This is a genomic window from Oscillospiraceae bacterium NTUH-002-81, assembly GCA_032620915.1.
Taxonomy (GTDB): domain Bacteria; phylum Bacillota; class Clostridia; order Lachnospirales; family Lachnospiraceae; genus JAGTTR01.
In genome coordinates this window covers 2,361,694-2,385,418 of sequence record CP136052.1, presented here as the reverse complement: position 1 = coordinate 2,385,418, position 23,725 = coordinate 2,361,694, and the positions used below count along the sequence as shown (strand labels likewise).

The window sequence follows — 23,725 nt, the reverse complement described above, 5'->3', positions numbered from 1 at the left end:
AAAATATCAGACACTGACCGAAAGAACACATCTGACGGAGAAGAATAGCAGGCCCGACAGGGCAGGCTTGTTGCTGTACACACAAATGAGCTGAAAGGTAGCGGAGAGTATCGAAGCTATGCTTTTGTGAATGGCCATGTTGTGAATAGTACCCTTCAATGTAAATAATAGCGCGGATGAATTTCAGGAGCTTTCGGAAGAAGGCTCCTTTTTGATGCGTTTTTTACGAATGACATTTACGGAACAATAGATGTTGGACAGGATGGAACGACGTATGCTACCACTGGCAGGTCAGCAGAGGAAAGGATGACAGAATGGAAGACAATACAAGAATCTCCGTGGTGGGCATCATCATCGAGGACCGCAGCAGTGCGGAGCAGGTGAATGAGCTGTTGCACCAGTATGGGGATTACATCATCGGCCGCATGGGGCTTCCCTATGCGAAGAAAAAAGTGAACATCATCAGCGTGGTGCTGGACGCGCCCATGGATGTGATCAGTGCCCTTTCGGGAAAGCTGGGCCGTTTGAAAGGCGTCAGCTCTAAAGCACTGTATTCTAAGGCGGAGGGAGGAAAAGGATGAGCGAACATGAATACCTCTCCTGTGTGGAGGCGCTGGAATCCGGCGTCTGTCTGAACCGGGAGCAGTGGAGATGTCTGCTTCTGGGACAAACGGAGGAACACGCAGAGATGCTGGCTCATAAAGCGGCGGCGCTGCGGGATGAGATCTACGGGCCGCGGGTGTTTATCCGGGGGCTCATCGAATTTACCAACGTTTGCCGCAACGACTGCTATTATTGCGGCATCCGCAAAAGCAATGGCAATCTGGAACGGTATCGGCTGACGAAAGAGGAGATTTTGGCCTGCTGTCAGGCCGGCCACAGGCTGGGGTTTCGCACCTTCGTGCTCCAGGGCGGAGAGGATCCCTGGTTCACCGATGAAAAAATCGTGGACATTGTGCGAACGATCCGGCGGGATTTTCCAGATTGTGCGATTACGCTTTCCCTGGGGGAACGGGAGCGGGAGAGCTTTGTGAAATTCAAAGAGGCCGGGGCAGAGCGGTATCTGCTGCGACACGAGACGGCCAATGATGCCCATTACCGGCAGCTGCATCCGGCAAATTTAAGCCTGACTCATCGAAAACAGTGTCTGTGGCAGTTGAAAGAGCTGGGCTTCCAGACCGGTGCGGGCTTTATGGTGGGTTCACCGGGACAGACCGTGGATACCCTCATCGACGACCTGCAGTTTTTGAAAGACCTGCAGCCGGAAATGGTGGGCATCGGGCCCTTCATTCCCCATCATGATACGCCGTTTGCGGGGGAACCGGCAGGAAGCTTGGAAGAGACGCTATATCTGCTGAGCCTCATCCGGCTCATGCTGCCGGAGGTGCTGCTGCCTGCCACCACGGCGCTTGGCACCATTTCTCCCAACGGCCGGGAGGAAGGGCTGCGCTGTGGCGCCAACGTGGTGATGCCCAACCTTTCCCCCAGTGGGCGTGCGAAAAAAAATATATGCTGTATGACAACAAGATCTGTACCGGCCATGAGGCGGCCGAGTGCGCGGGCTGCCTGAACGTCCGCGTGGCCTCTGTAGGCATGGAGCTGGCCGTAGACCGGGGCGATCATATCCATTACAAAGGAGCAAGAGAATATGTATAATCCGAAATCAAAATGTGCAGATGATTTTATCAACCATGAGGAGATCGTGGAGACACTGGCTTACGCCGAGAAAAACAAGGAAAACCGGGCGCTGATCGATGAGATCCTGGAAAAAGCGAAACTGCGGAAGGGCTTGAGCCACCGGGAGGCAGCGGTGCTTCTGGACTGTACGCTGGAGGACAAAAATCAGGAGATCTATGCCCTGGCAGAGCAGATCAAGAAAGATTTTTACGGCAACCGGATCGTCATGTTTGCGCCGCTGTATCTTTCCAATTATTGCATCAACGGCTGCGTGTACTGTCCGTATCATCTGAAAAATAAACACATTGCCAGAAAGAAGCTGACCCAGGAGGAGATCCGCCGGGAGGTCATCGCCCTGCAGGATATGGGTCACAAGCGTCTGGCGCTGGAGACCGGCGAGGATCCAGTGAACAATCCTATCGAATACGTGCTGGAAAGCATCAACACTATTTACGGCATTCATCACAAAAACGGCGCCATCCGCCGGGTGAATGTGAATATCGCTGCAACGACGGTGGAAAATTACCGGAAATTAAAGGATGCCGGTATTGGCACCTACATCCTTTTCCAGGAGACTTACCACAAAGAAAGCTATGAAAAACTGCATCCCACGGGACCGAAGCATGATTACAATTACCACACCGAGGCCATGGACCGGGCCATGGAGGGCGGCATCGATGATGTGGGCTGCGGCGTGCTGTTCGGTCTGGAGCTGTACCGTTACGAGTTCACCGGCCTTCTCATGCATGCGGAGCATCTGGAAGCCGTGTTCGGCGTGGGCCCGCACACCATCAGTGTGCCGAGAATCCGCCGGGCAGACGATATCGACCCGTCCACCTTTGACAACGGTATTGACGACGATACCTTTGCAAAAATCGTGGCCTGTATCCGCATCGCCGTTCCTTACACCGGCATGATCGTTTCCACCAGAGAGAGCAAGGCCTGCCGGGAGCGGGTGCTGCACTTAGGCATCTCCCAGATTTCCGGCGGTTCCCGCACCAGCGTGGGCGGCTACTACGAGCCGGAGCCGGAGGACGAGAACAGCAGCCAGTTTGACGTCAGCGACAACCGTACCCTGGACGAGGTGGTAAACTGGCTCATGCAGATGGGACACGTGCCCAGCTTCTGTACCGCCTGCTACCGGGAAGGCCGTACCGGCGACCGGTTCATGTCTCTGTGCAAATCCGGCCAGATCCAGAACTGCTGCCTGCCCAATGCCCTGATGACATTGAAAGAGTACCTCATCGACTATGCATCTCCGGCCACCAGAGCGCTGGGTGAAAAAATGATCCAGCAGCAGATCGGCGAGATCCCCAAGGAGAAAGTACAGCAGATTGTCCGGGAGCGTCTGGTGAAAATTGAACAGGGAGACCGGGATTTCCGATTCTAAGCAAAATAGACAGAGCAAAACAGGACAGTGAAAAGGAGGACTTGCTGATGGGAATGAATGCGACGCCTGCCTCAGAGCGGGTACATATCGGTTTCTTCGGCTGCCGCAATGCGGGAAAATCCAGTGTGATGAATGCAGTGACCGGCCAGAATCTGGCGGTGGTGTCTGAGGTAAAGGGAACCACCACCGATCCGGTGTTAAAATCCATGGAGCTGCTGCCCCTGGGGCCGGTGGTGATGATGGACACCCCGGGCATTGACGACGAGGGAGAGTTGGGGGCACTGCGGATAAAGAAAAGCTACCAAGCGCTGAACAAAACCGACCTGGCGGTACTGGTGATCGATGGCACTGTGGGGGCGCTGCCCCAGGATGCGGCGCTGCTGGAAACCATCCGCCGAAAAGCGCTTCCCTGGATCGTGGTTCTCAATAAAGCAGAGCTTTTGTCGGAGGAAGCCCGGGAAAAGACGGGAAAAGAGGTCTGTCAGTGTCTGCATATGACAGAAGAAAATCAGCAGCCTCTCTGGGTCAGTGCACAGACTGGTCAGGGCATTTTCGAGCTGAAAGAACGGATCGCTGCCCTGGGAAAACAGGAGGAGAGTGACCGGAAGATCGCAGCCGATCTGGTCTGTCCGGGAGATTTCGTCGTTCTGGTGGTGCCCATCGACAAGGCGGCCCCCAAAGGACGGCTCATCCTGCCCCAGCAGCAGACCATCCGGGATCTGCTGGAAGCAGGCGTGGCCTCCGTGGTGGTGCGGGAGACAGAGCTGGCCGACACCCTTTCCAGGATGGGAACCGCTCCGGCACTGGTCATCACCGACAGCCAGGCTTTCGGAAAAGTCAGCAAGATCACCCCGGCAGACGTCCCGCTGACCTCTTTTTCCATTCTCTTTGCCCGGTATAAAGGCACGCTGGAGGCAGCTGTGCGCGGCGTCCGGGCGTTGGATACGTTAAAAGATGGGGATCGGGTGCTTATCTGTGAGGGCTGCACCCATCACCGGCAGTGCGATGACATCGGCACCGTTAAGCTGCCAAACTGGATCCGACAGCACACCGGCGCATCCCTCGGCCTTCTCCTTCACTTCCGGCACGGAATTTCCGGAGGATGTGACAGACTATCACATGGTCATCCACTGCGGCGGCTGCATGCTCAACGAGCGGGAGATGCGCTACCGGTTAAGCTGCGCCCAGGATCAGGGCGTGCCCATGACCAACTACGGCATCACCATCGCTTATATTCATGGAATTTTGAAACGGAGCGTGGCGCCTTTTCCGGATATCGCGGCGCTGCTGGAGTGACGGATGGGAAAAGAAATCTTTGTGGGCCGCATGCAGGTGCTGGTCATCAGAAAAAATATCAAAAATATGTATCTTCGGGTATGTCCGCCGGAGGGAGACGTGCGGGTGACTGCGCCGTTTCGTTACACCGATGCGCAGATCGCGGCCTTTGTACAGGCAAAGGTAGACTGGATCAGGAAGCAGCAGGAGCAGATCCGCCGCCGTCCGGCACGGACAGAACACCGATATGAGACAGGGGAGCTTTTCTATGTGTGGGGAGCTCCCTGTCGGCTTTTGGTTGCAGAAAAAGGGGAAAATGCATTTCCCGCAGGCACACGGGCTGATGGCGCGATGGCGCCTGGCCTGGATGAGGTGGGATTTGCCGGAGATTTCACTGGAAACAGGAGATTAGGGGCAGCGGAGACAGAGACCCCACAATGGATCCGCCCAGATGAAGGGATACATACAAAATGGGGATGTGTATGTTTATATGGTGCTGCTTTATATATGGAAGTGATGCCTCATACATCTGTGGAGGATCGCAAAAAAGCTGCTCACTGAATGGTATCGCAGACAGATGCAGCAGGCCGTACCGGAGGTGCTGGCTCGATGTGAGGCCCGGATGGGGCTGCATGCCAATGAGTGGCGGATCCGGGATATGAAAACCCGGTGGGGCACGTGCAATATCCGGGAACGGCGCATCTGGCTGAGCCTGCATCTGGCAAAATATCCGCCCCAGTGCCTGGAAGGCGTCATCACCCATGAGCTGGTGCATCTGCTGGAACGGGGACACAACAAGCGGTTTTATCATTTTATGGATCTGTTTTACCCGGACTGGAGAACTGTGAAAAAAATGCTTGCTGAAAGAAAAAGATTGACCTTACAATAATTGTAAGGTTTAAACTGATGGTCAGCGAAAGGAGTGCTGACAGTAGTATTATGGAAAAAAATCTGACTTCAGGAAGTGTGTTTGGAAATATCGTAACGTTTTCTTTGCCTTATCTTTTCTCTTATTTTCTGCAGACCCTGTACGGGATGGCGGATCTGTTTATCATCGGGCAGTTCGAGGGAACAGCCAGTACCACGGCGGTTTCCATCGGAAGCCAGGTCATGCATATGCTGACAGTGATGATCGTGGGGCTTGCCATGGGCGCTACCGTGGGCATCGGCCGGGCCATCGGCGGCAACCAGCGCAAGGAGGCCGCCCGGATGATCGGCAATACGACGGTGCTGTTTTCCGGGATTTCGGTGGTACTGGTCGGTGTGCTGCTCTTACTGGTGCACCCGATCGTGGGACTGATCTCCACGCCGCAGGAAGCTGTGGCGGGAACGGTTTCCTATCTGGTCATCTGTTTTCTGGGAATCCCGTTTATCACGGCGTATAACGTGTTAAGCTCCGTTTTCCGGGGCATGGGCGATTCCAAGAGTCCCATGTATTTCGTGGCGGTGGCCTGTGTGACCAACATCGGACTGGATTATCTGTTCATGGGGGCCTTTCACATGGGGCCTGCCGGGGCGGCGCTGGGCACCACACTGGCACAGGTGGTCAGCGTTTGCATCGCCTTTGCCGCCATTCGAAAGAAAAATCTGGGCATTCCCATGAAAAAAGAAGATTTTAAGCCCCAGGGAAAAATCATGGGGCAGCTTTTGCAGGTGGGCATCCCGGTGGCGCTGCAGGATGGCCTGATCCAGGTGGCATTTATCATCATCACCATCATCGCCAACCGCCGGGGACTGGACACTGCAGCTGCCGTGGGCATTGTGGAAAAAATGATCAGCTTCGTATTTCTGGTGCCGTCTTCCCTGCTGTCCACCGTGTCGGCGCTCTGTGCGCAGAATATGGGCGCCGGAAAATATGACCGGGCAAAACAGACGCTGGGCTATGCCATCGTCATTGCGGTGTGCTTTGGGCTGTTCATCGGCGGTGTGGTACAGTTTGCGGCCGACGGTGCGGTCAGTCTGTTCAGCAGTGACCCGGAGGTGATCCGTCTGGGCGGCCAGTATTTCTGGGGTTATATCTGGGACTGCCTCTTTGCCGGGATCCATTTCAGCTTCAGCGGGTATTTCTGCGCCTATGGAAAATCGGTGCTTTCCTTTATCCATAATATCATTGCCATCGTGTGCGTGCGGGTGCCGGGCGTGTATCTGACATCCAAGCTGTTTCCGGCGACCCTGTTCCCCATGGGCATCGCCACAGCCTGCGGATCGCTGTTGTCTGTGATCATCTGTCTGGTGGCGTATGCGTGGCTGAGTAAGAAGGATCAGAAAGAGACGGTGGAAGTCTAATGGAAGACCAGAAATTATTTCAGATCGGAGAAGTGGCGAAAATGTTCCATGTCAGCATGGGAACGCTGCGGCATTACGAGCGCAGCGGCCTTCTGACGCCGGAGGTCATTGATGAGCGGACGGGCTACCGCTATTATGGTATCCGGCAGATGGAAGTGCTCAACACCATCCGTTACCTGCGTGTGCTGGACATCCCCCTGCCCCAGATCAGGGATTTTCTGCAAAACAGAGATACCCAGATCATGGAGGACAAACTGACAAAGCAAAAAGAGCTGATTCATCAGAAAATTCAGGAGCTGGAACTTATTGAGCGGAAAATCGACCACCGGCTGCAGCGGCTGCAGGATGCCACGCATGCCAGGCTGGATGAGATTTCGCTGGTAACCATTCCGGCCGGGCGGATCGTTTGGATCCGGGATTCACTGCGCCCCCATTCCTACCTGGATCTGGAATATTCTATCCGCAGGCTGGAAGAAAATCAAAAGGAATCCCTGGTTTTTCTTGGAAAGGTGGGTGTGGGCATCTCCCGGGAAAACCTGGAGAATAATGCGTTTCACAATTATGATCTGGTCTTTCTGCTGCTGGATCCGGAGGATAGTTACGAGGGCACGGTGGAAACCTATCCGGAGCAGCTGTGTGCCCGGGTGCGGTTTCGGGGCAGCCATACCGAGGCACCCGCGCAGTATGAAAAACTAATGGAGCATATTCGACAGCAGGGATTTCGCCCGGCGGGATTTTCCCGGGAAATCACACTGATCGATTATGGCCTTACCAGCGATCCGGAAAATTTGTCACGGAGATTTTGATACCGGTGGAAAAAACAGAATAATCCTGGGTGTACATACTTTTGTACATCTGTCTATGCTATCATGACACCAACAAATGAAGCGAACGGAGGTATCATGATGAAAGGATATGTGAACGGAGAAGGATATATGGGATATGTGAATGGAAGCTACATGTTGTTTGCATCGGAAGAAGATTATTGGGAGTACATGGAAGACGGAAGCGAAATCTGATATAATCATTGCTATAGAGAAAGGGAAAGGCAGGATTTTCTATGGCAGTGACGGACCTCAAACTTCGGATTCTTTATTTGATGGATATTATGCTGGAGCGGACGGACGATGCACATGCGCTCAGTGCAGCCCAGCTCATCCGCATTCTGGAGCAGGAATATTCCATGACGGCGGATCGGCGGACCATTTATGCGGAGCTGGAGACGTTGGAGGCGTATGGTCTGGACATTCAGCAGAAGAAGGGGAAGAATGCAGGCTACTATGTGGGACAGCGGGAATTTGAACTGCCGGAGCTGAAGCTTCTGGTGGACGCGGTACAGTCGTCGAAGTTTATCACGGAAAATAAGTCCAGAGAATTGATCCGAAAGTTGGAAAAACTGGGCGGCAGGGACAACGCGGATATCCTTTCCCGGCAGGTCTTTATCCTGAACCGGCCGAAGACAGAGAATGAGACCATTTACTATAATGTAGACGATATTCATACGGCCATTTATGAAAACCGGGAGATCACCTTTCAGTATGCGGAATGGACGGTGGAGAAAAAAGCTGCGGCTGAAAAAAGACGGTGCCATGTATGTGGTGAGTCCCTGGGCGCTGACATGGAATGCGGAGAATTACTATCTGGTGGCCTACGATGCGACCGCCGGGAAGATCAAGCATTACCGGGTAGATAAGATGCTGCACATGTCGGTGCTTACGACAGAACGTCAGGGAAAGCGTGCCTTTGAACACTTTGATCTGGCAGTATTTGCCAAGAAAACCTTCGGCATGTATGGCGGGGCAGATGTGGAAGTGACGTTTCGCTGTGTCCGCCATCTGGCGGGTGTGATCCTTGACCGTTTCGGGCAGGGGGTGTGGATGGTGCCTGTGGACGATGAACATTTCCGGGCGAGAGCGGTGGTGGCGGTGAGTCCGCAGTTCTTCGGCTGGGTTACCGGCCTGGGTGCGGGCATCCAGATCGAGGGGCCAGCTTCTGTGCGAGAAGAGTATCAGGCTTATCTGCGGCAGATTCTGGAGGCATACGGGGAAAAGAAAGAGCAGGGAAGATGACAGGAACATGGGAGCAGCACTATGCGGAGGCAAAGGCATATTATGAGCAAAACGGACATTTGGAAGTATCCTGTCACTCATCCTTATATGTGTGGTTATCTGAGCAGCGCTATGCCAGACGGGGAAAACGGGGGACGCTGACAGGGGAGCAGATTGCGCTTCTGGACAACCTGGGGATGCGTTGGGAAAGCCGCATGGATGTGACCTGGCAATGGTACTACGCGCATGCCAGAACGTATTATGAAGTACACGGTTCGTTGAATATACCGGTTTCCTATGTAACGGAGGATGGCTGCTCTCTGGGAAGATGGCTGGTGCGGCAGCGAAAAGCTTATCGGGAGCTGCTGTGTTATCCTTCCAGAGAGAAAAAGCACCAAATGTTGCTGCGCAGGGAAGAGATAGATCTTCTGGAAGCGATTGGAATGCAGTGGGACGTGACCGGTCTGGGGAAGCATACTTCTGTACCGGAAATGTTGATTTATCATTATGTACATGTTTATTTTCCAGATGCGCGAAAACTTTCCCGGGGAGATTTTCTTGGAATGGAAATAGATATTTATATTCCTTCCATAAAGACAGGAATCGAATATGATGGCGTGGCCTGGCATAAAAGTAAGAGTAGCCTGGAAGAAGAAAAGAATGCGAAGTGCCTGGAACATGGCATTCAACTGTTTCGGATTCGGGAACAAGGACTGGATCCGGTAAGAAACTGTGCGTATCAGTTATTTGTAAAACCGGGGAATTTGCAGGATCTTGGTCAGGCAATCGAGACGGTTCTTCTAAAACTGACTGGAAAACGATGCTGCTGCAATATCGAGAAAGCGTATGAAAAAATCGTATCAGAGAAACGGGCATATTCCAGTTATGCGTGGGATCAGGTTTATGAGACTTTGTTGATTATGTATGAGACAGAAGGTGCTGTAAACATCAGGGAAGGAATGTATGATGCTTCTGGCAGAAATCTTTATTACTGGCTGGCCAAACAAAGGAAGGATTATCAGCAGGGGCATATGTCGGAACGGCATATAAAAAAAGCTGCAGCAGATTGGCATTATACTGAATCCACAAAAAGATACATGGGAAAAGTATTATGAAAGAGCAGTGCGGTATGTGCAGGAGAATGGAACGTTTGATGTTTCAATCTGGTATAAAACAGAAGATGGTGCTGCACTTGGAAAATGGATCTCTCATCAGCGGGAAGCGTATCGGATGGGAAAACTAGGAGAGCAATGGAGCGTAAAACTGGAACAGCTGGGAATGCAATGGAATCCGATGGAGGCTTCGGAACAGAGAAAGCGGGAGACACTGATGCGATATTACGGGGAATTTGGTCATATACAAATGCCCATGCACACGGAATATGAAGGTGTTCATTTGTGGGAGTGGCTACAGGGAAAGAAGAAAAAAATGGGTACAGGGACAGCTCCCGGAAGAGGAACAGATATTTTTGGAACAATATGGCATTGTCTGGCAGTCTTTTCCGGAAAAATGGGCGCAGGCGTATGAAAAAGCGAAACAATACTATAAGGAGAAAGGAACGCTGTTCATTCCAAAGTATAACATTTCGAAGGAAGAACAGCGTCTGAAAAACTGGATTTACAGACAAAGGTCAAAATATAGGAAACATCAGCTGACAAAAGAGCAGATACAACAGTTGGAATGCATTGGCATGTGCTGGGGCAGGGGATAAAAGAGGACTAAAGGAGACTGAGCACCCCCAGCAGAAAACATCCCTGTGCAATGGCGTTGGCGATCTGCTCGATCCAGTTGGAGCGGAGCTTCGTGCCATCCAGCTTTACGGCAAACACACTCATACAGATCATGCCGATCACGGTGATACCGAAAAACAGAGCCGTGGGAAAAGTGCATATCTTCTGCCACAGTGCCGCCAGATGAATGGTGCCTCTGCCTTGCCAGAGGCCTGAGAAAATCAACAGAAATCCAACAGGCATGAGAACGCGGAGCTGCCGGTTCATCCAGACGATATCTTTTCGTGTTCCGGCGATGATGATTTTCCAGACGACCTTTCCAATGCCTGCCAGAGTACAGAGAAAAGCGCCTGTGATAAACAGGATATTTTCAAAGTGAATGGCAATGAGCAGCACTGCGATGCCGAAAAACAGTACCGGGAGTGCATCAAAAAATGCCAGGGATAAGGGAAAATTTTCGTAATTTTTCTTTGCCATTGTTTAACCTACCAACCATTTATATTTTGCAACGCTGTATAATGGAATAAAGGGGAGCAGAATGGGAACTGTTTTCACATACTGCTGATATTCCGGGTCATCTCCGTAATTTTTGTTCTGCCGAAGCTCCAGTCTTCTGGCACCGCCGAACATGATATAGACAATGCAGATCCATCCGGCCAGAGCCGCAATCCATTGCAATGACCCGTGAAGTGCTGTGACGCCGGAGACGAATACGCCGGTCCAGATCAGTACTTCGCCCAGATAGTTGGGGCAGCGGACAAGGCGAAAAATGCCTACGTCGCAGAAACGCTTGGGATGCTCTTTTTTGTATCTGTTTTTTATAAGATCTGCGCTGGATTCCAGAACAATGCCAAGTGCCATGATGATCGTGCCGATAATGGCAGCAGCGTCTGTGCCGGCCTGATTTTTCAGCCGGAAAAAGATGGGCGCAGTCTCACAGCAGTACAGCAGAGCACAGCAGGCCCAGATCACCACTTTCAGGAAAAAGTTCATGTCGGAACCATCCTTGATCTCGGTTTTCATCGTATTCTGATACGAGGCACTCCGCTTTTCACGAACGAGCAGATACCCACCCAGGCGGCAGCCGTAGATCATACATAAAATACACAAAATGACCGTCACCGGGGTGAGTTGTCTGGAAAACAGAACAAGCATGGCAGCACCAATGCCAGCGATGGAAAATCCATACCCCAGGGAAATGAACCATACAAACTTTTGAAAGCCGATGGAACTGATGACCATAGCTACAATAAATAAAATCAGAAACTGCATGAAGATCCTTCTCTCTTTTGGATGGTTTTGCCGGCATGCGTGATCGCATGATCCGTGATGCCGTATTCTCTATTCCATCATAGCACCGAAAGCGGGAAGCGTCAAAACGTTTGCGCGTCATACAATAAAGTGTGGTATTATGAATGCAGGTAAGTCATTATATCGGCATGCGTGACGAGTGGTGAATGTGAGCACGATAGCTGAGAAGCAGCGTCAAAACCGGAAAGTTCGAATCATGGCGCGATGAACGCAAGCGGGCCTTGAAGCTGATATAGATGAGGTGGAGGATAAGGGAATGGCAGTATGTTATATGGACGGCAATTATAAAATCTCTTACCCCTGTACCTACGAGATACGGGAGGATCTGCTGGAAATAAAGGCAGAGTATGAGATTGAGGAAGAAATAGAAGCGGTTAATGGCGTTAAAATCTGGACAAGCAGCATGGAATTCCGGAAAAGAGACATTCTGCTTGTGGATGTTCAAAATAAGAAGAAGTATCTCCTGAAAAATGCCTGGTATGCAGGGAACAGTGCGGTGTACAATTCTCTGGATGGTGGTGTCTTTACCACTTTTCAATCTAATGTTTATTTTGAACACAGAGATGCAGAGAGACTCATGGACCTTCCGCCAACACCAAAGACAGATAACATAAAGATTTACAGCAAATCCATCAATGATCTGATCGGCTGTCCCAGCCTGCGGATAGAAAACGGAGAGCAGCAGTACACCATCTGCCTGTCCCGGGAAAAGAATGCCAGATCGGTAGACATTGCCGCAAACAACGTGAAATGCATTTCTGTGGGAGATATATGGAACAGTATGCGGGATCGGGGAAGCCATCATATCGACATTGATTTTTGCGGCTATATCGAGATCGAACTGATGCGGCGCGTCAGCTATGAGGAGGCTGCTGACTTTTTGCGGGAGCTGCGCATCTTTATGCAGCTGTATGTCCCGGGAAAATTTCGAGTGGAAAAAATACAGGTGCAGATAAAAGATATCTATTATCAGCTGCACTTGCCACAGCGGCCTTTTGCTTATCAGGAGCGCCGCGTGGAGCGAACCGTTGCTGTAGATCTGCTGGATTTTCTGAAAAATTGTTACACGGCGATCCCCTATCGGAAAAGTACCGCGGATGTTCGAAATATTCCCTATATTGTTCTGGAAACTTCCCGAAGTCTCGAGGACAATTTCCTGATGTTTTACCGGTTTGTGGAGTGCTATTATAAAAGACAATCTCTGCCCGGGACGAAGAACCATTTTCTGACTATTGGCATACAGGAACATTATGTGAAAAATCATTCAATGTCGGAAGAAGAGATCGAGAAGCTGGCACAGGAGATGATCTGTCTGCGCAATCATTACGTACATGCCGGGTATTTTATCAGAAACAGCTGTTTGAAAATCACCTTTCCCAGAATCGGAGAAAAGAAAAATCTCAAGGATTATACAGCCAATCCGGTGGATGTGAACTGGATCTATGTGCGGACAAAGATGCTTTATGAGATCGTCATCGATATTATTTTTACAAAAATGCTGGGGTACACAGACTATCATTTTTCGAAGCATTTCGGATGATGTTGCCAGGTATCAGAAAGGGTGATACAGCATGACAAAAGAAGAGTGGTATGAACAGCTTTTCACGCATCTGGAAGCATCCAAATTCAGGAGCAGCTTTCACCTGAAAGAAAAGGACATTGCCTATATACAGGAAAAGGGACTGGATGTTATCCGGGAACATGCCCGGGATTTTATTGCAAAACGGGAAGCACCGGCATATATTCCCAACGACGGAAAGCAGACGCCCATGCGGGGACATCCGGTATTCATTGCCCAGCACGCCACGGCAACCTGCTGCCGGGAATGCATTCGGAAGTGGCATAAGCTGCAGCCCGGGCGGGAATTGAGCGCGATTCAGCAGGAATACCTGGTGGATGTCATCATGACATGGATTGAGAAAGAACTGGAAGATAATATAAACAATATTAATGGAAGCGAGGACGATATACATGGTAAAGAAAATCATACATGATCCTGTATTCCTCTCCAAGAAATCTGTGGACGCAACAGAGGCAGATAAACAGGTGGTAACGGATCTTCTGGACACGCTGAAAACGAATCTGGATCGGTGTGTCGGTATGGCAGCCAACATGATCGGCATCCATAAAAACATCATTGTGGTGGCAGTGGGGCCATTTCAATTTGTTATGATCAATCCGGTGATCACAGGAAAATCAGGAGAGTACCAGACAGAAGAGGGCTGCTTTTCTCTGGAAGGTGTCAGACCGTGTACGAGATATAAAGAAATTGAAGTAGACTATCTGGATCAGAATTTCAGAAAACAGCATGGAAAATATGCCGGATGGACAGCGCAGATCATCCAGCATGAGGTGGATCATTGCAGAGGGATAGTAATTTGACAGAAAATTGTATGATATAGAAGGAATAGTTTTATCGCTGTTTGTGGATAAAGAAGAGATACTATAAATAATGAAAGAGATACATAGATTGGATTGTCGGAATCGAAAAAACAGAAAGAAGGGATTGCCTTGAAACAGAAAACGATAGACAGAATCAGAAAATTTACCGAAGACCGTGACTGGGATCAGTTTCATTCTCCTGCCAATCTGGCAAAGTCGATTGTCATTGAAGCAGCAGAACTGCTGGAATGTTTTCAGTGGTCGGATACGGAATATGACTTGCAGCATGTGAAAGAAGAGCTGGCAGATGTCATGGTGTACAGTCAAAATCTGTTGGACAAGCTGGGATTGGATGCAGATGAGATCGTGAATATGAAAATGTCTCAGAATGAAGCAAAATATCCGGTAGAAAAAGCAAAGGGAAACGCAGCAAAATACGATCAGCTGTAGAGGATAGTATGTGTAGCAGATATTATATTGATTCAGACATGATGATTGAAATCGAAAAAGAAGTACCAGGTACGAATTCGCAGATTTTACAGCAGCATTTTTCAGCCGATATCCGGCCGACAGATACTGTGCCTGTTCTGGAAATGAAGCAATCCGGTTTGCAGATCAGTCTCTGCAAGTGGGGATATCCTCTGGCAAAGGGCAAGAATCTGGTGATCAATGCACGGGTGGAGTCTGTGCTGGACAAGCCATCTTTTCGGAATGGAATTTTGCATCACAGGGTATTGATTCCGGCGAGTGGATTTTATGAATGGAATCGTATGAAGGAGAAAAGTTCTTTCACAAAGCCTGATGCATCGATATTGTATATGGCGGGATTTTACGACTGGTTTGAAAATGAAAGAAGATTCGTGATCCTGACGACAGCAGCCAACGGATCCATGATAAAAGTACATGACCGGATGCCGTTGATTCTGGAAAAAGGGCTGCTGATGGACTGGTTTGATGATCGTAAAATGGAGATGATTTTGCATCAGATGCCGAGTATGTTAGAGCGTCATACGGATTATGAACAGCAGAGCTTATTTTCATAACGGAAAAGTACCATATAAAATAAAAGGTTTAAAGAAACGGACAGTGGAGGATGATGAAAGGTTTGCACAATCTTTCAAAAAATAATGCAGATGGTGTTAGCAGGAGAAAACAGATAAGGGGGATGTTTTATGGAACTGAATCTTACAGGAAAGGTTGCGGTGATTTCCGGCGGCGGTACGGGGATCGGCAAAGCACTGGCATTGGAATATTTAAAGGAAGGGGTACAGGTGTGTACCTTTGGCCGACGCCTGACGGTCCTGGAAAAATTTGCGCAGGAGTGCCGGGCGGCAGGTTATGAGATTTATTATGAACAGCTGGATATCACAGATACAAAGGGACTGGAAAGTTATGCAGCCAGAGTATTTGAAAAATTTGGTCATCTGGATATCTGGGTAAACAATGCAGGAGTGGACTGTGTAAAGGAATTTTCGAAGTTTACGCAGGAGGACTGGGACAGAGTGATGAAAATCAATCTGGAGGGCGTATTTCATGGCACGCAGATTGCCGCGGAATATATGAAGAAGTCGGGCGGCGGTGTGATCCTGAATGCATCCAGTTATGCCAGACTGATTCCTCATGCAAACAGCGTCATCTATGCGGCGTCAAAATCGGCAGTTTCCAGTCTCACCAGAAGTACGGCAGCGGCGCTGGCGCCTTATGGCATCCGGGTGATCGCGTACATTCCGGGCATGATCGAGACGGAGATCAATGCGGGAATTGTGGCGGATTACCGGGAAAAATTTACAAAAGATATTTCGCTGAAACGCTTGGGAAAGCCGGAGGATCTGGCAAAGCCCCTTGTGTTCCTTTCTTCCGAATGTGCCAGCTTCATCACAGGCTGCGATATTGAGATCACCGGCGGAAAATTTGCCGTGCAGGACTGTGACATGGCGTGGAGATTCAAAAACGGGGAAACGAAGTAGCTGAAAGGGAGAGATAGAAAGGGAGCGATAGAAATGGAGGGATGCGAGCGTCTTATCATATCCTAACCTTTTACAATAGAATAATTTCACATATAAATTCTATGCGTATAGTAAACAAATATTTAATTAAAATATCTGTTATATTGCGAATGGAAAAGCTTCTCTATAAGAAATATAATTGAGAAAAATTATATTATGGAGGATGTTATATGAGAGGTAGTGAAATTGAGCTTGATTTATCGGAGATGAATGTGTGGATTCCAGATGAAAAACAGTCAGGTACGATGAAAATTAATGCTTTAGCCAGTGGGACTATTTCGTTGGGAGCGGAATTAAGGAAACAGATGTCTGAAAAGCTGGGAAACGAATGGAAAGTTGCTTTTTATGCAACGGATGACATGAAAATACTGGCATTGCATCCGGATGCACAGGGGGCTTTTAAATATCTGAAAAACGGGAGAAAAAAATTCAGAAATTATGTGGAAGGATTGAGAAGGAAAGGATATAAAATTCCCGCATCTTATCAGGTTGAATGGAATGAAAAATTACAATCCTGGGTAGGAATTTTACAGGAAGTGGCAGAATGTCCAAAACTGATAAAGGGGAGAAGAAAAAATGAAAAATAATCTTTCTGTGTATGAGGAAAAACAGGTTAGCCGCTTTTTATACGAATTATACTTACTGTGGGGTGGGACTTTAGAAGAAAGTGAATGTATCGGAGAGGGGTGGATTGTGTATTTAGATGGGAAAGAAAAGTACCAGTACGATATAGGGGATGTAGACTATTGGGACTATGTGCAAACAAATGTAAAGGAAAAGTTTGCTGACCTGAAAAGGATAAGAAATGAAAAGATAAGCCTGGAAAGCAGAATGTCTTTAAATCAAAGAATACCAGGAACGGAAGAAGAAATAGGTATATTTTTTCCGGGAAAAACAGGGAATTTTGAGAATAGTATTGTGCTTTGGGATTATGCAAAGCGATTGGGGTCCTTAAAATACGCCATTTTGAGATTGATGTGTGCAAGAGAAGAGGATTATGATATCCAGCATATTTTGCATTTGTCGGAGGAAGAGTATTATCGATTAAAAAGAGAGTTGAGAAATGATTTCCTGAATTATGTAAATTGCCAATGATTAAAAGAGTAAATAATGAAATATAAAGAACAGGAGGATTTCATCATGGAACGAGTAGAAAAATTTTTGAAAGAGGCAGAAATTTATTATCTGGCAACTGTAGAAGGGGATCAGCCAAGAGTAAGACCCTTCGGAACTATTCATCGTTTTGAAGGAAAACTGTATATTCAGACCGGAAAGGTGAAGGACGTATCAAAACAGATCCATGCCAATCCAAAGGTGGAAATCTGTGCATTCAAAGACGGTGAGTGGCTTCGCGTGGCGGGGGAACTTGTGGAAGATGATTGCAGAGAAGCGAGACAGTCCATGCTGGATGCATATCCCTCCTTGCAGAAAATGTATTCTGCAGATGATGGCAACACGGAGGTATTCTATTTCAAAAATGCAACCGCAACATTTTCTGCATTTACACATGAACCGGAAGTTGTAATATTTTGATTGTGGGTCGGATAGCCCCAGTTGAGTGCGTTTCCGTTTCTTTGAACAGAGAAACGGAAACGTGCGAAATATAAACTACCCGCTATAGAGGGAAATACGTTGACACGGATGGAAACGAAAGTTGTCCTGGAAGATGGGGTTCCCATTGGCGGAAAACAGTTGCGGGAAGTTTACGAAGTTGTCAACCATAAAAGGGCATATCGATATGTGAAAACGTGTATTGCCGAAGAAAAAGTACTGGATGAACATATTGTAAAAGATATCCATGCAATTCTGACAGAGAACATTATGGTTGGTGGCGTGTATCGCAATCAGGCGGTCAGGATCAGTGGGGCAGGACATACGCCGCTTGCTGGCAATGACATGTATGTGCAGATTAAGAATTTTTATGCAGATCTTACATGGAAAAAGGAAGGCATGGATCCTATTGCATATGCGGCTTGGACACATGCGGAGTTTGTGAGTATTCATCCATTTATAGCAACCATTTACAGAATTGATTGCAGAATTAGAAGAAAAGCAGCTGGATATTTATATAAGGCTGATTCATTAGAAATTCATAGTAAAGCTCTTTACGCCCTGAAAGAGATGAAAAAAGTCGTGGGCTAAAAATTAGAATTTAGCCCAAATTTTAGCCCAAACGAAGGAAAAGTTATGCAAAGTTATGCCAAAATAAGCCTGAAAAAGTGTACAAAAGCACTGCCATAGTACTGTTGAAAAATTGTTGTAAGTGCCGAAAATACGGCAAAAATAAGCATTTTAAGGAGTTTTAAGGGTATGATAAAAATACTGTTCATCTGCCACGGCAGAAACTGTACTTTTGCCTGAAATGCCTTAAAATCAAGGATTTTGGGGAATGAGAATGGTATTTGTACCCCCATTGTACCCCTATTTTGCGCGAGTGTACCGCGACAACCTAAAAGCAAAGCTTTCGGGTTGGAATTTGTTAACCGGACTGTCCTCGATAAAAATGAATATGATTTGTGGTGAAAGAAGTTCCTGCGGGGAGGAGAGAAATGCTGGCAGGATGCTTTGGTGCAGATGGACCGATTTTGAAAAACTCTGTATCAATTTTCTTTACAGATAAACTTTGTTCATAGATTTATGGTATAATCAGTTTAAGCGCTTGAATAAAGGAGGTCCATAAACTGGAGGCGGAATTTAAAAAATGTCGGAAGCTGCTGAATGCTATCGGGGATGAGAACCGCCAGCACCTTATATGCGTCATGATGAATATGCCGATTGATGGCGGCCTTGTATTGGAGATTGTCGAGCAGACGCATCATCCGGGCTGCCATTCCTTGATATGAAAAAGATTACAAGGGAGTCACTTAAGAAAGCCGAAAAACCTTCAATACGGTGACAGAACACAAAACCACGGGCAATACAAAAAACCATATACAAAGATTTGAACTAATCAGGCCAGGACAGTTTTATTTTGATGCCTGCTACAACCCGTCCAAGACCGCATTCCTGAAAAATGCTGAGAAGAAGGGCTGCAAAATCCTGAATGGTCTTGGTATGTCCAGTTCCAGAGGGCTGCTCAGATCGAATTATGGACCGGACAGAAGGCTCCACTGGATGTGATGCGAAAAGAATTAAAGGAGATTATCCGGGAAGAAAATGAGAAGGCGCAGACGGAATGATTCTGTAATTCCGTCACTTCATGGGAGATAAATGTTATAGTGAATTTATAGTGAATAGAGAAACGCGATAGCGTAGTAAGCAATAATTTCAGATGATCCAGGTTTGATCAGAGAGGAGAAGAATATGAACAACTATTGTATGATCCAGAACTCCAAAACGTTTGCATTTTCCGCAGAGAATCCAACCGGTGTACGCGCAGGTGGTTCCCAGGGCGGTGACTGCACCAAGCTTCGTCCGACCGTGACGATTCCTGCAGGGGGAAACCGTAACTCTGGTAGATGCTGCAGGACCGGGTGTGATCCAGCATATGTGGTTTACCGGATATTTAGGGCACCATTTTATCATCCGTATGTATTGGGATGATCAGGAATATCCGTCTGTGGAAGCTCCGCTCTCTGCATTCTTCGGATGTGCCTATGATGAAAATTTCGTGGACAGGGATGGCAAATATCCGGTGTTGAATTCTGCCATGATGCTGGTAGCTCCTGGTCGCGGCTATAACAGCTATTTTGAGATGCCGTTCCATAAGAGAGCTCGGATCACGATGGAAAACCGTGGTGACAAGGATGAAAATCTCTATTATATTATCACCGGAGCTTATCAGGAGATTCCGGCGGAGGCTGGTTATTTCCATGCCACCTATCGCCAAGAGCACCCGGTTCAGAAGGGTCGTACCTACACAATCGTTGACGGAATCGAAGGTAGGGGACAATTTGTTGGTGTGACTCTGGCAACTGGTATGAATGGCAACAATACCTGTTGGGTAGAAGGCGAAGCCCGCATGTATCTGGACGATGATCCGTATCCGTCTATCCACTATACCGGAACTGAAGACTACTTCGGCGGTTCCTATGGATTTGGAAATGACATCATCATCAAGAGCTATCAGACCTTCAGCGGCTTATATACCGGCATGTATGCAATCTATGGAGACAACCGGGAATTCTATAACGGACAGCAGAGATTCCTGCTGTATCATTTCCATATTGCAGACCCGATCCGTTTTGAGAATAAGTTTCGTATGACACTCGACAACATGGGCTGGACCGGACCGCGTTACGATGATTACACCAGTGTTGCTTATTGGTATCAGACCCTGCCGTCCGCACCGCTGATGCCACTGCCGACAGATGCAGAGATGTGTATGAGATAATAGAACCAGATTGGAGATAGAGGGAGAGGATCAGCTGGGCTGGTCCTTTTTCAGTGGAGTTAAACTTGTCTGAGTAATATGCTACAAACAAGTTTGTGGACTGAAAAAACCAAAATAAAAGTGCCGAAAAATACAAGACGCAAAACATTAAGCAAACGCAATAATTAAACGCAAAATATCGAATTGATTTGACTTTTTACGTTTTACTGAGGTATAATTTGTGTAAGATGAGGAATAATATTGCGAATGACAGGAGCTGATATATATATGAAAACTTGTAAAGAAAAGGCTTTAGAGTGGAATGTTTCTCCACGTTCCGTAAATGATATGTGCAAAAAAGGAAGAATACAGGGTGCAATAAAAGAAAAAGGATATTGGTTAATTCCAGACGACTCTCCAAAGCCAATGGATGGAAGAGTGTCTAATGGAAAATACATCAAGAAAAATATGGTTGCGAAAGCAGAAGTTAAATCATTACCAATCGGCATCTCTGACTATGTTCGTGCGCAAGAAGAATATTACTATGTCGACAAGACGTTATTAATCAAAGAATTCTTGGATCAAAAGCCATTGGTATCTTTGTTTACGAGACCAAGGAGATTCGGAAAGACCTTGAATATGGATATGCTCAGAGTGTTCTTTGAAATATCAGATAAGAATACTAGTAAGTATTTTGTCGATAAAAATATTTGGCAATGTGGAGAAGAGTATCGTTCACATCAAGGAAAATATCCAGTCATATTCTTAACTTTTAAGGATGTTAAATTTGATACTTGGGACGCAACAATAGATAAAATAAGGGGACTACTTCAAGAAGAGTATGGAAGACATCAAGAGCTACTAAATAGTGATAAGCTCTCACAATATGAGAAGGAGTATTTTACAAAGATTATTAGCGCTACAGCTAATGAAGTGGAGCTTACTTCTTCGCTAGAAAGACTATCTAAAATGCTTGCTTCACATTATGATAAGGCTCCAGTAATCATTATTGATGAATATGATACTCCGATTCAAGAGGGATACTCTAAGGATTTCTACGATGAAATTATTGGATTCATGAGAAATTTCTTTTCAGGAGCATTTAAGGATAATAAGAATTTATCCTATGGTTTCCTAACAGGAATTTTGCGTATTGCTCAGGAAAGTATCTTTAGTGGTCTAAATAATTTAACAGTGAACTCCGTAATGGATGAAGAATACGATAGCTTTTTTGGATTTACAGAATCTGAAGTGAAAGCAATGCTCAGTTACTATGGAGTATCAGATAAAGAGGAGGAACTTAAAGACTGGTACGATGGATATTTGTTTGGTAGCGAAGAAATATATAATCCATGGTCTGTAATCAACTATATTTCCAAGGGATGCCTTCCTCAAGCATATTGGGTAAATACAGGAAAAAATGAAATCCTTGATGATGTACTAAGAGTGGCTACAGATGATATTACAGAAAGATTATATGACCTTTTGCAAGGAGAAAGAGTAGTTGCAAGAATTGATCAAAATGTGGTGTATAGATCGCTTGCGGAGGATCCAGCAAATATTTATAGCTTATTGTTGGTTGCTGGCTATTTGAAAACTCCTAAAAAGGAACTGCAAGCAGATGGTTCATATTTATGTGAAGTATCAATTCCAAATAGAGAGATTGCAGCTGTATATAAGAGTGAAATCTTGTCACATTTCTTGCAAACTGGAGCAATTACAAGGACTACAGCAAATAAGATTGCAGAAAGTCTTTATGCCAATGATTACAAGAAGTTGCAGAGCGCTATTGGGGAATATATGGATAAATCAATTAGCTTCTTCGATGGTGGAGCTGAAGGATTTTATCATGGTTTGATGCTAGGATTAATAGCATTAATGGATAATCAGTATAAGATTAAATCGAACCGAGAATCTGGAGATGGCAGATTTGATGTTTCTTTAATTCCAAGAGAAAAAAGGTATCCTGGTATTATTTTGGAATTAAAGTGGAAAGAAAAAATTAAGCGATGTTGAGCTTGAAAAATGGTCTAATGAAGCATTAAAGCAAATTGGTGAGTTGCGATACGATTCTGAAATGAAAGAGGATGGAATTACGGAAATCTTGAAGTTTGGAATTGCTTTTTCGGGGGAAGAAAGTATGTGTAAGAACTGAGTAGAACAAGAATTTAGTGCAAAGGAGGCGATAGTATGTTTCCAACAATTAATAAAAAAGAAACAGGTGTTAATCTTCGAAGAATTATGGATATGAGAGGAGTAAAACCAAAAGATATTCAAGAATATTTAGGGTTTGGATGTGTGCAGAGTGTTTATCGATGGTTGGATGGCGTTAGTATGCCAACAGTCGATAATCTGTATGCAATTAGCAAAAATGCTTCAAGTTCCTATGGATTCAATTGTTTGCGGAAATGCTGGAAGAACAAAAAGTCAAATGGATGCATGTCTTACGGATCAGGAGAGAAGAGTTTATACCTACTATAAGAAAATGAGAGAATTAAATGCAGCATAATTTTTGAACTACAAGTTCAATGACATTACATGAATCCTCCCTTAGAATTATATTAAGAGATAATTTTAAGGGGGGATTTTTTATGAGTGAAAAGATGTTAGTAACACAGGCTCTTGACGAAAGAGACCTACTAGTAAAGAAGATATCAGATAAAATTGACAAAGCAAGTTTTGTGGATACCATAAAGCCAAATGAGGATAAAGTATATTCAAAGCGCATTGGCAAGGATGAATATGCGAAAGAAGCGGAGTCGGCATATCAGCAGATTGTTGATTTGATTGAACGATTCCAGAAAATTGATGCAGCTATTGTTGCATCCAATGCTGAAACAGAAATCACAACATCATATGGAAAATTCACAGTTGCTGGAGCTATTTCGCTTCGAAGCAGACTTCGTGGACTAGGAACGTACGATGGAGAAGCTGATTTTGAAGGAATCCTTAAGTCTAAAATGCAGGATGAGTATAACGAGCGTGTGCGCACATGTGATCTTAAGAACAGTCAGCTTCAGAATACTGCTGAGAGCATGCGCCTTAGCATTCTCGGAAAAGACAGTAAAACAAAAGACGATAAGCCTCTTGGAGTCGTGGATGCATATGTGAAGGAAAACACAACAGAACTTGTGGATCCGCTTGATATCAAGAAAAAGATAGAGAGCCTGGAGGAAAAAGAACAATACACTTTTAAAGGAATTAGATACTCAGATTAAAGTGTCTAATGCGACTACTTTGATTGAAATAGCATAAAGTATTTGCCTGCATTGCGAAAATCCTAAATCTGGCTTCCCGTAACAGGGTTA

Annotated in this window: 27 protein-coding genes and 3 pseudogenes; 28 read left to right on the top strand and 2 right to left on the bottom strand. The window is 46.6% G+C overall.

The genetic code is table 11. The features are described 5' to 3' along the window. Positions 1-314: 314 nt before the first annotated feature. The 12 genes and pseudogenes from RJD28_11780 (at position 315) to RJD28_11725 (ending at position 10,203) form a co-directional block, all read left to right on the top strand. Entirely contained in the window at positions 315-581 is a 267-nt protein-coding gene (locus tag RJD28_11780; GenBank protein WNV56980.1) for an iron-only hydrogenase system regulator, read from the top strand. Continuing rightward, positions 578-1,656 (top strand): annotated as a pseudogene (gene hydE / locus RJD28_11775) ([FeFe] hydrogenase H-cluster radical SAM maturase HydE). The gene RJD28_11780 and the pseudogene hydE overlap by 4 nt, the downstream one beginning before the upstream one ends. Continuing rightward, on the top strand, positions 1,649-3,067 hold the full coding sequence (gene hydG, locus RJD28_11770) for a [FeFe] hydrogenase H-cluster radical SAM maturase HydG (GenBank protein ID WNV56979.1): 1,419 nt from the start codon (positions 1,649-1,651) through the stop codon (positions 3,065-3,067). Before hydE ends, hydG begins: the two are co-directional and overlap by 8 nt. Before the next feature lie 47 nt (positions 3,068-3,114). Next, a pseudogene (hydF, locus tag RJD28_11765) lies at positions 3,115-4,363 on the top strand ([FeFe] hydrogenase H-cluster maturation GTPase HydF). Between the two features lie 3 nt (positions 4,364-4,366). After that, positions 4,367-4,903 carry a YgjP-like metallopeptidase domain-containing protein gene (locus RJD28_11760; protein WNV56978.1) on the top strand — a complete coding sequence of 179 codons (537 nt, stop codon included), beginning with the start codon at positions 4,367-4,369 and terminating at the stop codon, positions 4,901-4,903. Positions 4,904-4,919: 16 nt separating this feature from the next. Beyond that, the gene (locus RJD28_11755; protein ID WNV56977.1) at positions 4,920-5,231 is read left to right on the top strand and encodes a M48 family metallopeptidase; all 312 of its coding nucleotides are present in this window, start codon (positions 4,920-4,922) and stop codon (positions 5,229-5,231) included. Between the two features lie 50 nt (positions 5,232-5,281). Beyond that, positions 5,282-6,628 carry an MATE family efflux transporter gene (locus tag RJD28_11750; GenBank protein WNV56976.1) on the top strand — a complete coding sequence of 449 codons (1,347 nt, stop codon included), beginning with the start codon at positions 5,282-5,284 and terminating at the stop codon, positions 6,626-6,628. Next, entirely contained in the window at positions 6,628-7,434 is an 807-nt protein-coding gene (locus RJD28_11745) for a MerR family transcriptional regulator (protein WNV56975.1), read from the top strand. The genes RJD28_11750 and RJD28_11745 overlap by 1 nt, the downstream gene beginning before the upstream one ends. 254 nt (positions 7,435-7,688) lie before the next feature. Beyond that, a complete protein-coding gene (locus RJD28_11740; protein WNV56974.1) occupies positions 7,689-8,321 on the top strand; it encodes a hypothetical protein in 633 nt (210 codons plus the stop codon). Beyond that, positions 8,218-8,697: a WYL domain-containing protein gene (locus tag RJD28_11735; protein WNV56973.1), complete on the top strand. Its 480-nt coding sequence runs from the start codon at positions 8,218-8,220 to the stop codon at positions 8,695-8,697. Before RJD28_11740 ends, RJD28_11735 begins: the two co-directional genes overlap by 104 nt. Further along, positions 8,694-9,791 (top strand): helicase associated domain-containing protein, encoded by a 1,098-nt coding sequence (locus RJD28_11730; GenBank protein WNV56972.1) that lies wholly within the window; start codon positions 8,694-8,696, stop codon positions 9,789-9,791. The genes RJD28_11735 and RJD28_11730 overlap by 4 nt, the downstream gene beginning before the upstream one ends. A 115-nt stretch (positions 9,792-9,906) precedes the next feature. Then, positions 9,907-10,203, top strand: a complete 297-nt coding sequence (locus RJD28_11725; GenBank protein ID WNV56971.1) for a hypothetical protein — start codon at positions 9,907-9,909, stop codon at positions 10,201-10,203. A gap of 191 nt (positions 10,204-10,394) precedes the next feature. Here the strand turns inward: RJD28_11725 and RJD28_11720 are convergent, their stop codons facing one another. Both RJD28_11720 and RJD28_11715 read right to left on the bottom strand, forming a co-directional pair. Beyond that, the gene (locus RJD28_11720; protein WNV56970.1) at positions 10,395-10,883 is read right to left on the bottom strand and encodes a hypothetical protein; all 489 of its coding nucleotides are present in this window, start codon (positions 10,881-10,883) and stop codon (positions 10,395-10,397) included. A gap of 3 nt (positions 10,884-10,886) precedes the next feature. Further along, the gene (locus tag RJD28_11715) at positions 10,887-11,678 is read right to left on the bottom strand and encodes a DUF1295 domain-containing protein (GenBank protein ID WNV56969.1); all 792 of its coding nucleotides are present in this window, start codon (positions 11,676-11,678) and stop codon (positions 10,887-10,889) included. 295 nt (positions 11,679-11,973) lie between these two features. Here RJD28_11715 and RJD28_11710 point away from each other — a divergent pair, with 295 nt between their 5' ends. The 16 genes and pseudogenes from RJD28_11710 to RJD28_11635 all read left to right on the top strand — a co-directional run bounded on the left by RJD28_11710 (position 11,974) and on the right by RJD28_11635 (position 23,635). Then, a complete protein-coding gene (locus RJD28_11710) occupies positions 11,974-13,257 on the top strand; it encodes a hypothetical protein (GenBank protein ID WNV56968.1) in 1,284 nt (427 codons plus the stop codon). A gap of 31 nt (positions 13,258-13,288) precedes the next feature. Further along, a complete protein-coding gene (locus RJD28_11705; GenBank protein WNV56967.1) occupies positions 13,289-13,711 on the top strand; it encodes a DUF4186 domain-containing protein in 423 nt (140 codons plus the stop codon). Then, positions 13,689-14,099: a peptide deformylase gene (locus tag RJD28_11700; GenBank protein ID WNV56966.1), complete on the top strand. Its 411-nt coding sequence runs from the start codon at positions 13,689-13,691 to the stop codon at positions 14,097-14,099. Before RJD28_11705 ends, RJD28_11700 begins: the two co-directional genes overlap by 23 nt. A gap of 129 nt (positions 14,100-14,228) precedes the next feature. Then, positions 14,229-14,549 carry a nucleotide pyrophosphohydrolase gene (locus RJD28_11695; GenBank protein WNV56965.1) on the top strand — a complete coding sequence of 107 codons (321 nt, stop codon included), beginning with the start codon at positions 14,229-14,231 and terminating at the stop codon, positions 14,547-14,549. 8 nt (positions 14,550-14,557) lie between these two features. Then, positions 14,558-15,142, top strand: a complete 585-nt coding sequence (locus RJD28_11690) for an SOS response-associated peptidase family protein (protein WNV56964.1) — start codon at positions 14,558-14,560, stop codon at positions 15,140-15,142. A gap of 129 nt (positions 15,143-15,271) precedes the next feature. Continuing rightward, positions 15,272-16,066: an SDR family oxidoreductase gene (locus tag RJD28_11685; GenBank protein WNV56963.1), complete on the top strand. Its 795-nt coding sequence runs from the start codon at positions 15,272-15,274 to the stop codon at positions 16,064-16,066. A gap of 209 nt (positions 16,067-16,275) precedes the next feature. Then, entirely contained in the window at positions 16,276-16,692 is a 417-nt protein-coding gene (locus RJD28_11680) for a hypothetical protein (protein WNV56962.1), read from the top strand. Continuing rightward, complete coding sequence (locus RJD28_11675) at positions 16,682-17,200, top strand: hypothetical protein (GenBank protein ID WNV56961.1); 519 nt, start codon at positions 16,682-16,684, stop codon at positions 17,198-17,200. Before RJD28_11680 ends, RJD28_11675 begins: the two co-directional genes overlap by 11 nt. A 45-nt stretch (positions 17,201-17,245) precedes the next feature. Next, entirely contained in the window at positions 17,246-17,638 is a 393-nt protein-coding gene (locus RJD28_11670) for a pyridoxamine 5'-phosphate oxidase family protein (protein ID WNV56960.1), read from the top strand. 81 nt (positions 17,639-17,719) lie between these two features. Then, positions 17,720-18,115: pseudogene (locus tag RJD28_11665) on the top strand (Fic family protein). Between the two features lie 1,019 nt (positions 18,116-19,134). After that, complete coding sequence (locus RJD28_11660) at positions 19,135-19,284, top strand: hypothetical protein (GenBank protein ID WNV59615.1); 150 nt, start codon at positions 19,135-19,137, stop codon at positions 19,282-19,284. A 296-nt stretch (positions 19,285-19,580) separates the two neighbouring features. Next, a complete protein-coding gene (locus tag RJD28_11655) occupies positions 19,581-20,438 on the top strand; it encodes a glycoside hydrolase family 172 protein (protein ID WNV56959.1) in 858 nt (285 codons plus the stop codon). A gap of 246 nt (positions 20,439-20,684) precedes the next feature. Then, positions 20,685-22,433, top strand: coding sequence for an AAA family ATPase (locus RJD28_11650; protein WNV56958.1), 1,749 nt, complete (start codon positions 20,685-20,687; stop codon positions 22,431-22,433). 61 nt (positions 22,434-22,494) lie between these two features. Further along, positions 22,495-22,572: a hypothetical protein gene (locus RJD28_11645; GenBank protein ID WNV59614.1), complete on the top strand. Its 78-nt coding sequence runs from the start codon at positions 22,495-22,497 to the stop codon at positions 22,570-22,572. A 35-nt stretch (positions 22,573-22,607) separates the two neighbouring features. Beyond that, complete coding sequence (locus tag RJD28_11640) at positions 22,608-22,898, top strand: hypothetical protein (GenBank protein WNV56957.1); 291 nt, start codon at positions 22,608-22,610, stop codon at positions 22,896-22,898. Positions 22,899-23,008: 110 nt separating this feature from the next. Continuing rightward, positions 23,009-23,635 (top strand): hypothetical protein, encoded by a 627-nt coding sequence (locus RJD28_11635; protein WNV56956.1) that lies wholly within the window; start codon positions 23,009-23,011, stop codon positions 23,633-23,635. The last annotated feature ends 90 nt before the right edge of the window (positions 23,636-23,725 follow it).